The following is a 13,134-nucleotide window of genomic DNA, read 5'->3' as shown; positions in this document are numbered from 1 at the left end:
AGAATCAATTTAAAATTAATTTTATAACTTTATTGTTACAAAAAATCATCATTTAAAGAAGGGGCTAGGGGCTAGGGGCTAGGGACTAGGGAAAGAGGTAGAGAGGGGAAGAAGGGAAGATCGGGAAGGTGCCAATTACCAATTACCAATTACCAATTACCAATTACCAATTACCAATTACCAATTACCAATTACCAATTACCAATTACCAAACTGTAACAAAAATGACACTACCTAATGGCACCAAAACTTTGCGCTACGTGCAGTTAATTCAATGGATCGGCGATCCATTGGCATATATGGATCGATATGCAAAAGAATACGGCGACATTTTTACAATCCAATGGGGAAAACTCGATCCCTTCGTAATGATTAGCAATCCCCAAGGGATGCAAGAAATGCTCACAAACACGGCCTTTGAAGCCCCCGGAAGCGCGAACGGGATTTTAAAACCCATGCTGGGGGAGAATTCAATGATTCTGCTTTCAGGCGATCGCCACAAACGTCAGCGACAATTATTAATGCCCCCCTTTCACGGCGATCGGATGCGGAATTACAGCGAGAAAATTTGCGCGATCGCCAGCGAAGTTATCAGTAACCAAGCGATCGCCACACCCTTCTCCACCCGCAGCGTCATGCAAGAAATTACCATGCGCGTCATCCTTCACACCGTATTCGGTCTAGATCAAGGGCCCCGCTTCCAACAACTCCGACCAATTCTCGCTGAAATGCTAGACATGACAGGTTCACCCCTGAGATCCAGCATCCTATTTTTTAACTGGATGCAGCAAGATTTCGGCCCTTGGAGTCCCTGGGGACGGATGATGCAGCGACAAAGGCAACTTGACGAAATCCTATTTGCCGAAATTGCAGAACGCAGAGCCCAACCAGACAGCGATCGCACCGACATCCTCAGCTTAATGATGGCCGCGATCGACGAAAACGGCCAACCGATGACCAATGAAGAATTGCGAGACGAACTACTAACATTACTCTTCGCCGGACACGAAACCACCGCCACCGCCTTAGCCTGGGCATTTTACTGGATACACCAAATACCAGCAGTACGCGAAAAATTACTACAAGAACTCGACAATTTAGGCGAAAATCCCGACCCAATGGCGATTTTTCGACTACCTTACCTCACCGCCGTCTGCAATGAAACCCTACGGATTTATCCCGTCGCAATGCTTACATTTCCGCGAGTTGCGCGCGAACCCGTTTCATTAATGGGTTATCAGCTTCAACCTGGCACAACCGTAATTGGCTCAATTTACCTCACACACCGCCGCGAGGATTTATACCCAAATCCCCAGGAATTTAGACCAGAGAGATTTTTAGAAAGGCAATTCTCCCCTTACGAATATTTACCCTTCGGCGGCGGAGCTCGTCGTTGTATCGGCCTAGCATTAGCGCAACTGGAGATGAAATTAGTATTAGCTGTAATTCTGCGAGATTACAACTTAGCCTTAGCAGAGAAAAATCCCGTGCGTGCGAAGCGTCGAGGCGTAACTTTAGGGCCCGCTGGCGGCGTGAAGATGGTAATCAGAGGGCGAAGAATGCGCCCAGAAGTCCATCAACCCCTTGCTAGTGTTGTTTGAAATTGGAAATGGGAGTTCCTAGGAATACCCTGATTGCACTGATTTTCCGTAAAAGTGGGTAATTGCAATAGCCCACTTGAGAAATCAAAAGCCTGCCTGTAATAATAAGAGACAGATATGCATACCCTGTTAATTCAGAGCGGTCGGAAGTGTGTTAGCTATGGCTAACATCTTCCGCCCTTTCTATTTGTAGGGTACTTCAATAGGACTTAAGCAGGGTTTAGGTAACGCCGCCATCTTGGCGGTAAAGAAACCGCCAAGATGGCGGCGTTACAGATATAGCAACCGCCAAGGCATTTAGGACAGGATAGATTGCTGAAATCCTTGCTACGATCGCCTCTACCTTCTGCCTCCTGCTATATATTTGCAAAATCAGATTTTCCCCAAAGTTTGAGCCTAATTCGATTAATTATCTGAGGCAGTGGTTGTTAGGGGGCGCGGTGATTCAGCGACAGATTCGATATCTTTAAAGAGCACTGTACTCAGGTAGCGTTCGCCAAAGCTAGGTTGTACCATTACTATCAGTTTCCCAGCATTTTCTGGGCGCTTGCCGATGGTAATTGCTGCTGATAAAGCTGCACCGGCAGAGATACCTGAAAGCAATCCTTCTTCTTTGGCTAATCTGCGGCTAAATGCGATCGCATCGTCATCGCTAACGGCAATTACTTCATCGATTAGTTCCTGGCGAAGGACTTCGGGTACAAATCCCGCCCCAATGCCTTGAATTTTGTGTGGCCCTGCTTTACCTCCCGCGAGCACTTGACTGTTGACAGGTTCAACTGCGATCGCTTGAAAACTCGGTTTCCGCTGTTTAATTACCTCAGCAATCCCCGTAATTGTCCCCCCAGTACCAACCCCAGAAATTAAGAAATCGATTTCGCCGTCAGTATCTGCCCAAATTTCCTCTGCTGTCGTTTCCCGGTGAATTTTAGGATTAGCAGGGTTGTTAAATTGTTGCGGCATAAAAGCATTGGGAGTTGTGGCCGCAATTTCTGTCGCCCGCGCGATCGCACCTTTCATCCCCTCATATCCTGGTGTCAATTCCAATTCTGCCCCATAAGCTTTCAGCATCGCCCGCCGCTCTAAGCTCATCGTATCTGGCATGATTAAAATTAAACGGTAGCCTTTCGCCGCCGCTACCATTGCCAAAGCAATTCCCGTATTTCCCGAAGTCGGTTCTACTAAAATTGTTTTCCCTGGTGCGATCGCACCCGCCTCTTCTGCTGCTAGAATCATGCTAGCCCCAATTCTGTCTTTTACTGAAGCCGCCGGATTCATCCCTTCTAGCTTCACTACAATTCGAGCTACACAACCTTCTGCTTGTGGAATTTTGTTAAGCTGAACTAAAGGAGTCCGCCCAATTAGTTCCGTCACATCTTTAGCAATTCGCATGGAAATACCCCTCTGATTTTTTATCAACAATGATGTTTTTACCATGAAAACACCCTTTATCGATAAAGTTTTAGGGTTTTTCAAGATTTAAAGGCTTAGTTGGGTCAAAGCAATTGCGCCTTTATTTACCGTGAAATCCAAAATTTCTGGTGCAAATACTTTTGCCATTACCCAAGTAATTACTAATTATCACAGATTTAATTAAAACCTAGAAGCGCCTAGACTTTCATGGGCGGGCTAGAAGCCCACCCCACAATAAAATACAGTCTTTGTGGAACAGGCATCTTGCCTGTTATAAGGTTAGAATTAAAAATAAATTACCATTTCATAACATTACGGTTTCGTTAAATTGAACTCCTCTGTGCAGCCCAAAAACAACTCCATTCAACCCTTTGAATTTGACTCAATAGATGCCGCCCTAGCGGAACTCAAAGCCGGACGCGCCCTAGTGGTAGTCGATGACGAACACCGTGAAAACGAAGGCGATGTCATTTGTGCTGCCCAATTCGCCACCCCGGACATGATTAATTTCATGGCAGTTCAGGCGCGGGGATTGATTTGTCTGGCATTGACTGGCGATCGCCTCGACCAACTCGACCTACCCCTGATGGTCAGCAAAAACACCGACAGCAATCAAACCGCCTTCACCGTCAGCATCGATGCCGTTAGCAACGTCACCACAGGCATTTCCGCCGAAGACCGAGCTCGCACTATCCAAATCGCCATCAACCCCACCACTAAACCAGAAGAACTGCGTCGTCCCGGCCATATTTTTCCCCTCAGAGCAAAAGACGGCGGCGTATTAAAACGGGCCGGTCATACCGAAGCATCAGTTGACTTACCAAGACTCGCAGGACTATACCCCGCAGGCGTTCTCTGCGAAATTCAAAACCCCGACGGTTCGATGGCCAGATTGCCAGAATTAATCGAATACGCCAAAACCCACCAGCTCAAAATTATTAGCATTGCCGATTTAATTAGCTATCGCCTCAAACACGATCGCTTTGTCCGTCGCGAAACCGTCGCCAAATTGCCCACTCAATTCGGTGATTTCCTGATTTACGCTTACCGCGACCTTCAGGACAACGCCGAGCACGTCGCCATAGTCAAAGGCGACCTCGCTGATTTCAAAGATAAACCAGTTATGGTGCGCGTCCATTCCGAATGCCTTACCGGAGATGCCTTGGGTTCTCTGCGCTGCGACTGCCGAATGCAGTTACAAGCGGCATTGAAAATGATTGAAAATGCCGGATCGGGCGTAATAGTTTACTTACGGCAAGAAGGCAGGGGAATTGGCCTGATCAACAAATTAAAAGCTTACTCCCTGCAAGACATTGGCTTTGATACCGTCGAGGCAAACGAACGCTTAGGCTTTCCCGCCGACCTCCGAAATTACGGCGTTGGAGCACAAATGCTCAACGATTTGGGTGTCAAAAAAATCCGCTTGATTACCAACAATCCGCGCAAAATTGCTGGTTTAAAAGGTTATGGAATTGAAGTTACCGATCGCGTTCCCCTGCTAATCGAAGCCACAGACTACAATTCCATCTATTTGGCCACAAAAGCCGAAAAACTCGGCCACCTACTGTTACAGACCTATTTAGTCACAGTAGCAATTGAAATCAAGGAAGAAGAAAGAGGGAAGAAGGAAGAAGCAAGAAAAAGCAAGGAAGAAGCAGGAGAACTAGAATCCCTAGTCCTCAGTCCCCAGTCTCCAATTTACGATCGCTACGATCGCTTAGAGAAACTGCGGGCGATCGCGAAAAGCCATGACTTGATTTTGCAAGAAGAAGCTAGACCAGTGGCGATCGCCCTATTCGGCGAAGCCTCCCTAATTGTAAACTTAGGCTTCGATCAGGTCGGACTTGCTTCTCCCCATTGGTACTCCGAACCCAACCACCCCTACATTAATGCGATCGCCCAAATTCTTGACGAAATCGCAACAACCTGGCCCCAACTACAAAAATTAGAATTCATCGTCTCCTCCGGTTCCGATCCCCTTAAAACCTTACAGGTACAATTGGACAGGCAAACATTCCCCCTACCTCTTCTACCTTCCTCAGTGGCAGCACAACTGCAATCTCAAGTAATATACAGTTTCACCAATATCAAAACTCACGAGTGAGAAACTTGAAACACTATCGGGCACCCTCCCTTTAGTCACGAAAGCGGGGGAGGGTGTATTTAATTCAATTGAAAACTGCTATATCGGGTTACAGGAACGCAAAAAGAGCACAAACTTGCTGACTTCAAGGGAATTAGTGAAATGGAATTGAACGTTGGCGACTTTCTCAACCGCCTCGATCTCAGAGGACAAGAACTCAAAGGTACCAACCTCGCGGGTGCGGAACTCCGGGGAGCCAACATGAGGGGAAGCGACCTCAGAGACACTAACTTCAGCAATGCTAGCCTCAAATATGCCGACCTGATTGAAGCAGACTTGAGCGGAGCCAACCTCAGCGGAGCAGACTTATCCGAATCATTTATGAATTTGGCCAACCTCACCGCAGCAGACTTGAGAGGAGCCTCGCTGAAAGAAGCGACTCTCGTAGGAGCAGAGCTCACAGGAGCTAACCTCCAACAAGCAAGTCTGATTATGGCCAACTTAGTTGGAGCCAATTTGGACAAAGCCAACTTAGCAGGAGCCAACCTCAGCGGCGCAGATTTTAGAGGAGCCCAATTGAGCGGTGCAATTCTGGATAAAGCTGTTTACAATAACCGCACCATTTTCCCTCAAGATATTAACCCCACAGAGGCAGGAGCTTTCTTGCTTGCTCCCAGCGTCTCCCTACCAGGATTAAATCTTAGCAAAGTCGATCTCAGCGGTGCTGATTTGAAAGGAGCCGACTTGAGGAGAGCGAGTTTAATTAAAGCCAACTTATTTGGCGCAAAACTCGATAGAGCAAATTTATCAGGAGCCAATCTCAGCGGTGCAGATTTAAGAGAAGCAAGTTTAATGGCCACTATTTTAGAAAAAGCTGTTTATAATAATCGGACTTTATTTTCTGAAGGTATTGACCCCAGTTTCGCTGGAGCCTACTTAATCGCTCCCAATGTCTCTTTACAAGGGGTAAATTTAGTTGGTGCTGATTTAAGCGGTGCTGATTTAAGCGGCGCTGATTTAAGTGGTGCTAACTTAAGCGGTGCCAATATGAGAAAAGTAGACCTCAGCAAAGCTAACTTGAAAAAAGCTTATCTCAAAGCTACAAACTTGGAGGGTACAGATTTGAGAGGAGCAAATTTGACAGGTGCAATTTTACATCAGATAAATTTGAGCGCTGCTGACATTAGAGAAGTAGACTTTACTAGAGCTGACCTCAGCGGCGGTAATTTGAGCGAGGCAGATTTGAGGGGGGCTGACTTGACAGGAGCGAGTTTGCTTCATGTAAACTTGAGTGCAGCAGATTTGAGAGGCGCTGATTTAACTAGAGCCGATCTCACTGGCGCAAATTTAAGCGGTGCTGACCTCAGAAAAGCTGAGTTAATGAGGGTAAATATGGAGGGTGCTGATTTGAGTGAGATAGATTTAACTGAGGCAAATTTATTTCGAGTTAATCTGAGAGGGGTTAATCTTAAAGGTGCTAATTTGAAGGGGGCTAATTTGAAGGGAGTATTTTTGACCGATGCTTATTTGAGTGAAACTGATATGACTGATGTGGCTCTTAGTCAAACGTTTTTTGAGCTACCAAATTCTGTAGAATAATTTTGTTAACTGTTAACTGTTAACTGTTAACTGTTAACTGTTGGTAATATATGATATCATTACGATGGATAATCTATCAGGACTTACGCAAAACTATCAGTAACGCCGCCATCTTGGCGGTGAATTTACCGCCAGGATGGCGGCGTTACGTAATCGTGCGTAAGTCCTGTCTATGATGTCATTACCAAGGATAATCTATGGTGTCATTGCGAAAAGCCGAAGCCGCGAGCGAAGCGTGGCGGGAAGCGAAGCAATCGCAAAGACTTGAGATTGCTTCGGGCTTGCTTCGTACCTCAGATTGCTTCGGGCTTGCTTCGTACCCTCAGATTGCTTCGGGCTTGCTTCGCTTCGCTCGCAACTGCGCTTCGCTTGGCTCGCAACTGCGCTTCGCTTGACGCGCTTCGCTTGGCTCGCAACTGCGCTTCGCTTGACGCGCTTCGCTTGGCTCGCAATGACGGAAGTATGCTCAATTACCAATTACCAATTACCAATTACCAATTACCATCTAAAATGGATAAACCTTTAGGTTCTGTGATTCAAGGTTCCCTCAGCAAGGGATTAGAAGTGCGGCTACATCCTGATGTTTCCGTAGAAGAAATGAGAGTAGGTAAATTTTTAGTAGTGCGAGGAGTAAGATCGCACTTTTTCTGTATGCTTACTGATGTATCTCTCGGAACTTCTAGCGATCGCATTCTAGCAAACCCGCCTCACCCAAATGACGACTTCATGCAGGCCGTTCTCGCTGGCAGTAGCACTTATGGTACAATTGAATTATCACCAATGTTGATGTTGACTGCTGAACGAGAAAAGCAGCAGGCAATTTTCCCTCCAAATGTCAGTAACACCAAGCAGAGAAAGTCTAATAATTCTAGTTTGTCTTCAATGGAAGTGCAATCTAGTGCTGATATTGAGTTACTACCTGTAAAAACTATTCCCAGCCATTTTTCTCAAGTTTTCGACGCGACAGAGGGCGACTTTCGGGCAGTTTTTGGCTGGGAAGATGACCCCACCCGCCGCAACTTTGCCATCGGCCAACCGATCGATATGGAAGTCGATGTTTGCCTCGATTTAGATCGGTTTGTGGAACGCAGTAATGGAATTTTCGGCAAGTCTGGAACTGGGAAATCTTTTTTAACTCGCTTGCTTTTATCGGGGATAATTCGCAAAAAAGCGGCAGTTAATCTAATTTTTGATATGCACTCTGAATACGGCTGGGAAGCTGTTTCGGAAGGTAAGCAATTTAGCACAGTTAAAGGTTTGCGGCAGTTATTTCCGAGTCAAATTGAAATTTATACCCTCGATCCTGAAGCTACAAAACGCAGGGGTGTACGGGATGCAATGGAACTTTATTTAAGTTACGATCAAATAGATGTTGAAGATATTTCTCTCGTGCAGCGGGAGTTAAATCTTTCAGAAGCGAGTATAGAAAATGCGATAATTCTGCGTAACGAGTTAGGCAATTCTTGGATTAACAAATTGTTGGCAATGACTAATGAAGACATCCAAATGTTCTGTGAAGAAAAACGGGGCAATAAGTCTTCAATTATGGCCTTGCAGCGAAAACTTGAACGGTTAAACGATCTAAAGTATATTCGCAATCGTTCCAATCATAATTATGTCGGGCAAATTTTGCAATCTTTAGATGCGGGTAAAAATGTAGTGATTGAGTTCGGCTCTCATTCGGATATGCTATCTTATATGTTAGCGGCGAATGTAATTACTCGCAGAATTCACCAGTCCTATGTGAAGAAAGCAGACAATTTTTTAAGGAGTAAAAATCCGTGCGATCGTCCTCAACCTTTAGTGATTACAATTGAGGAAGCTCACCGTTTTCTCGACCCGGCTATTGTCCGCTCGACGATTTTTGGTACAATTGCTAGGGAGATGCGAAAATATTTTGTGACGTTATTAGTTGTAGATCAAAGGCCTTCGGGAATTGACGCTGAGGTAATGTCACAAGTTGGTACGCGAATTACTGCTTTGCTGAATGATGATAAGGATATTGATGCAATTTTTACCGGGGTTTCTGGGGGGCAAAGTTTACGATCTGTTTTGTCTAAATTGGATTCTAAGCAGCAAGCTTTAGTTTTAGGGCACGCTGTACCTATGCCCGTTGTGGTGCAAACTCGTCCCTATGATGAGAAGTTTTACAGGGAAATTGGCGATGTTGATTGGGAAGATATGACCGATGATGATGTGTTTGACGAGGCGGAATCTGCTTTGGCTGATTTGGGATTTTAGGGAGCTAGAATAACGACATAGGATAATAATTGTAAATCTTTTTAGTGGTTTTGGCAAGTCAAGGCGATCGCGCTAAAATTTGCACATACTCGAAACTCTACTAGCATAATTAGGTTGATGGCTTAAAAAATTGCAACTTTCCACCAGCAATTCCTCCAACCCTTCAATCCGCCTCAGCGAGACAGTACCATTACTTCCGGCTACGGCAAGTTTTTTACCATCAGGACTCCAGTTTACACTAACAACATTCTCCTTAAACTCAAATTGAGCAACTTGTCGCCCCGCCAAATTCCACAGCCGCACTGTCCTATCAATTCCTACAGTGGCAAAACGCTCCCCGTCGGGGCTAAAACTGATTAACTTAGTATCTAAATGCAAAGTTTCAATCTCATTAAATAAATCCTTATTTGACATATCCCACAGTCCAACTTTACCATTTAAAGTTACTGTGGTAAATAGCCTTTGCAGCGGAGAAGCACTGAAGCTAATACTAATAGCTTGAGTAGGCAAAGTTTTTTGTAACTTTCCTGATACATTCCAAAGCCGTATTGTAGAATTGCCATCTAAAGTCGCTAAAAATTTCCCGTTTGGGCTAAATGTTACGGTTCTCACTAAACCATTATTACCTGGAAGTGTAACATCAGAGGTTATTAATTTTGGCAGTTGAGAAAGATTCCATAGCCTTGCTGTATCATCTATGCCAGCCGCCGCTAAAAGCTTCCCATCAGGGCTAAAACTGATACTCGTAATGGCTCCTTTAACAGCTTTCCATTCATAAATTTTTTGCCCTGATAAAGTCCATAATTTGACAGTTCCATCTCTTCCCCCTGTGGCTAAATATTTCCCTTCTGGACTAAAGACAAGGCTGTTAATTGACTCTTGTAAAGCTTTCCATTCATAAGTTTTTTTACCTGCTAGATTCCACATTTTCACTAAATTATCTACTCCAGCCGTCGCTAAAAATAGTCCATCTTGGCTAAAATCAACACTGGTGACAGCACCAACATGACCTTTCCAAGCTATCTCCCTTGTTTGAATAGAAGACTCTTTAAATTGCTCTTGTGTATCAAGTTTGTCGAGAATTACCTGTAAAGCTAATAGAGGTCTTGTTGCTGGATATCGCTGTAAAATTGGCTCATTTTTTACCAATGATCTCAACTTTTGACCCGCCGCAATTGCCTTCGGTAAAGCCTCTAATAAAGCTTGGCTATTTTCTGAGTTTTGAGATATAGCCAAAAGTAAGGCATCTGTCCCATTTTGTTCTATCTCAATACTTGTTTGTGCTAGTTGAAATCGTTGATAAGCTAGAGCTGAAAAACTAATTGCGCCTACCAAAGATGCCGCCAATACCCCAGAGCCGATCCCAATCCATTGTTTGGCTTTTTGCTTTGAAGATGTTGCTTCTTCTTTTGCTTTTACCGCATCAATTCCAGCTTTTTCTGTTTCAATTTTAGCAGATTCTAGGGTTTGTTTTTGGTCATCTAACACTACTTGCTGGCTAGCTGTCAAAAATTGAAAATCATGGTTTCTCAAACTTTTGTCAGCAGCCCACACTAATGCTGACTGCAAATCATCACCCCGTAATAGCTGAGAAGAATCTTGACAATTAGAATTTAGCCATGCTTTGATTGCGTGAGAGTAAGGTGGTAGTTTCCCTAACTCATAATCCACAAAATTTATATCAAAAATATGCTGATAAATTAGGTTGGAAACTTTTAATTTTTCTCCATATTTAACCACTAATCCTGATAGCCGTAACTCCATCTGTTCGGGACTCCCATCAGCAGCAATTTCGCCTTGTTGTAAAATTTGCTGGTATAATCCTAAGCGTCTAACAATATGTCGATCTTCTCTAAGAATGCGATCCCGAATTGTCGAAAGATGCTCTGGAATATCCTGAGATTTCCAATTTTTAATTACTTTCTGATACACCACTTTTTTAACTATAAACTCCGGGGTAGATTGCAGTAAATTTTCGATTGAATCAGTATGTTCAAGGATGAGCTTGCAAACTTTTTGAGTTAAAAAAGGTTGCCCTCCAGTCCAGAATAAAACTTCCCTTAAAATAGCCTGGGGATTTTCTGTAACCGCAGCCAACCCAGTAGTTAAAGGTTGTGCTTCCTCTTCGTCAAAACCTGCTAATTCAATTGCCTTGCCAATATTAAAAGGCGTGCTACTGGAAACTTTATCTGTACATAAATCATTGGGCGATGCCACCCCCAAAAGTACCCAGGTGAGGCGATTGTATTCTGGATTATTAGGACGTTTATTGTAGCAAGAACGGATGAGAGCAAAAAAATCATCGGCGGGAAAATCGAGAGCTAGAATGCTGTCAATTTCATCGATAAAAATTACAATATTGCTGCTAATATTAGCCAGCATTACAGTTTCTATAAACTCGCTCAAACGCTGCACAGGTGCTAAAAAATCGCGCTCTCGCCACCAAGTTCGGACATTGACAACATCTGAGAGATTAAAATTATTTTCTATGGTGCGAATTAGACCAGCATACCACTGTTCAGGAGTCACGCCCCGATTCCCAATTTCCGACATATCAATCGCTGCACAGGCTATTCCTTCAGCTTTTAGCTTTTGTATTGTTCGTACCTGTAAGCTTGATTTTCCCATCTGTCGGGAATTCAAAACATAACAAAATTCTCCCGCTTTTAATGCGCTGTAGAGGTCGTCATCTGCTTGGCGCTTCACATAATTGCAAGCATCACCCGTTAGACTCCCGCCGACTTGATAGTAGGATGGTTTTGTTTCTCTCACAAATTTTGACTCAAGTGTAATCTGAAATATTGGCGATACAATTCACATCTAGGACTGCACTCATTACCTTGTAATTTTACCAACCCTAAACTTTCTAATTTAAATGCCTGCATTGTTTTTAACTGTACCGAAGAACTCGCCATAACTACTTCTCTCATTCCCGCCGTCAATTCTGGATACTGTTCCAAATTCCACAACTGCCGACGTAGGTGTTCGCTATAAACTCCAGCTTCTCCAAAAGCAGTTAGCTTGAGCTGTTCAAGGGTCAAATCATGCCGTGCAATATGATATAATGCTACTCGTATTAGATAAGGATTGCCGCCCACAATTGCCATCAATTCTAACACCTCTTGCTCTGACCAATTCAAATCATGCCGCTGTGCTAAATCCTCGATTTGCTGAGCATTAAAATCCGGCAATTCCACTGGCAATCCCACATTAAAAGGCGATTGATTGATATTCATGGGAATGTAAACTTCTGTGGAGTGAACCACAATTAATCTTAGTTTTTTCCAAATCTCCCGGCGTTTTGATTCTTCATGCCAAGCTCGTAGCAATCCTAAGAAATCTTCGGCAATATCCGTATATTGAAAAACCCGGTCAATTTCATCTAAACCTAAAACTAGCGGACTATCTATTTGCGGCAATATATACTTTTCAAAGTAATCTTTGCAATTAACCTTACTGCCAAAAATTTCATCCCAATAATCATCTAATTGATTCGGCAAGTTCAATTCTCGCCCAATATAAGCGCAAAACCACTTTAAAAATTTATCCAAATTCGCAAACACACCTTTATCTACTAGCTGAAAACTCAGCGGAACGGTGCAATAACCTTGACCTGAAGCGCTATCTAAAATCCGAGAAAGTAAAGAAGTTTTACCCATTTGTCTCGGAGCTTTAATCCGAATTAATGCACTTGATTGCAAAATTGTCTCATAGCAACGTTCTTCAATTGGTGGTCGTTCCACATAAAATCTAGAATTTACATCGACTTGTCCCCCCGGCAATTCTGGTTCTGCTGTGGGTAAAAGAATATCATTACTAACTGTAAATTCCGTAGTTGCTTGGTTGCTATCAGGTTTAGAGGAATTATGATCGTTTGGGTCAAGGGTGAGTCCAAAAGTCGCGAATAACTGGCGAATTTTGCTGAGGTCGGCTCCATCTCGGCCCTGTCGAATTTTGCTGACAGTATCAGCGCCGACACCTGACTCCGCCTCTACCTCAGCTAGCGTGCCTTTGAGGTTGTTGTGGTCAGACCACTCCTGAATTGCCTCGTTAATTTTTTTCAACCCAGAGGCGGTAAGAATTCGACCGCGATCGCGTTTTGACTTGAGCACTTCTCTTTTACCGAAAACCGAGTTTAACGCCTTAACTGTGTTAGCACTTACTCATAATTGTTTGTAACGCCGCCGTCCCGGCGGT

The 13,134-nt window shown here is 44.0% G+C and carries 9 protein-coding genes; 5 read left to right on the top strand and 4 right to left on the bottom strand.

The features are described from left to right. Positions 1-176 precede the first annotated feature (176 nt). Positions 177-1,601: a cytochrome P450 gene (locus PY364_RS01825; protein WP_275520002.1), complete on the top strand. Its 1,425-nt coding sequence runs from the start codon at positions 177-179 to the stop codon at positions 1,599-1,601. Between the two features lie 220 nt (positions 1,602-1,821). Here PY364_RS01825 and PY364_RS01820 read toward each other — a convergent pair whose 3' ends face one another. After that, the gene (locus PY364_RS01820; protein ID WP_275519954.1) at positions 1,822-1,971 is read right to left on the bottom strand and encodes a hypothetical protein; all 150 of its coding nucleotides are present in this window, start codon (positions 1,969-1,971) and stop codon (positions 1,822-1,824) included. Between the two features lie 35 nt (positions 1,972-2,006). Beyond that, positions 2,007-2,993 carry a cysteine synthase A gene (cysK, locus tag PY364_RS01815; protein ID WP_275520000.1) on the bottom strand — a complete coding sequence of 329 codons (987 nt, stop codon included), beginning with the start codon at positions 2,991-2,993 and terminating at the stop codon, positions 2,007-2,009. A 361-nt stretch (positions 2,994-3,354) separates the two neighbouring features. On the opposite strand from cysK, the gene ribBA reads away from it, so the two are divergent. The 4 genes from ribBA to PY364_RS01795 all read left to right on the top strand — a co-directional run bounded on the left by ribBA (position 3,355) and on the right by PY364_RS01795 (position 8,937). Continuing rightward, on the top strand, positions 3,355-5,118 hold the full coding sequence (ribBA, locus tag PY364_RS01810) for a bifunctional 3,4-dihydroxy-2-butanone-4-phosphate synthase/GTP cyclohydrolase II (protein ID WP_275519952.1): 1,764 nt from the start codon (positions 3,355-3,357) through the stop codon (positions 5,116-5,118). A 141-nt stretch (positions 5,119-5,259) separates the two neighbouring features. Then, on the top strand, positions 5,260-6,696 hold the full coding sequence (locus PY364_RS01805; RefSeq protein ID WP_275519950.1) for a pentapeptide repeat-containing protein: 1,437 nt from the start codon (positions 5,260-5,262) through the stop codon (positions 6,694-6,696). Between the two features lie 50 nt (positions 6,697-6,746). Then, positions 6,747-6,872 (top strand): hypothetical protein, encoded by a 126-nt coding sequence (locus tag PY364_RS01800; protein WP_275519948.1) that lies wholly within the window; start codon positions 6,747-6,749, stop codon positions 6,870-6,872. 334 nt (positions 6,873-7,206) lie between these two features. After that, positions 7,207-8,937 (top strand): ATP-binding protein, encoded by a 1,731-nt coding sequence (locus tag PY364_RS01795; RefSeq protein WP_275519999.1) that lies wholly within the window; start codon positions 7,207-7,209, stop codon positions 8,935-8,937. 72 nt (positions 8,938-9,009) lie between these two features. Here the strand turns inward: PY364_RS01795 and PY364_RS01790 are convergent, their stop codons facing one another. Together PY364_RS01790 and PY364_RS01785 are read right to left on the bottom strand one after the other, a co-directional pair. Continuing rightward, the gene (locus tag PY364_RS01790; protein WP_275519946.1) at positions 9,010-11,709 is read right to left on the bottom strand and encodes an AAA-like domain-containing protein; all 2,700 of its coding nucleotides are present in this window, start codon (positions 11,707-11,709) and stop codon (positions 9,010-9,012) included. Then, the gene (locus tag PY364_RS01785) at positions 11,706-13,049 is read right to left on the bottom strand and encodes an AAA-like domain-containing protein (RefSeq protein WP_343277546.1); all 1,344 of its coding nucleotides are present in this window, start codon (positions 13,047-13,049) and stop codon (positions 11,706-11,708) included. The genes PY364_RS01790 and PY364_RS01785 overlap by 4 nt, the downstream gene beginning before the upstream one ends. Between the last annotated feature and the right edge of the window lie 85 nt (positions 13,050-13,134).

It is taken from the genome of Kamptonema sp. UHCC 0994, from assembly GCF_029167235.1.
Taxonomy (GTDB): Bacteria; Cyanobacteriota; Cyanobacteriia; order Cyanobacteriales; family Microcoleaceae; genus Kamptonema.
This window is presented reverse-complemented; position numbering and strand designations above follow the sequence as displayed.

Coding starts and splice junctions, on each gene's coding strand:
- cysK (WP_275520000.1), bottom strand. CDS start 2,993: ATGCGAATTGCTAAAGATGTGACGGAACTAATTGGGCGGACTCCTTTA.
- PY364_RS01805 (WP_275519950.1), top strand. CDS start 5,260: ATGGAATTGAACGTTGGCGACTTTCTCAACCGCCTCGATCTCAGAGGA.
- PY364_RS01800 (WP_275519948.1), top strand. CDS start 6,747: ATGATATCATTACGATGGATAATCTATCAGGACTTACGCAAAACTATC.
- PY364_RS01795 (WP_275519999.1), top strand. CDS start 7,207: ATGGATAAACCTTTAGGTTCTGTGATTCAAGGTTCCCTCAGCAAGGGA.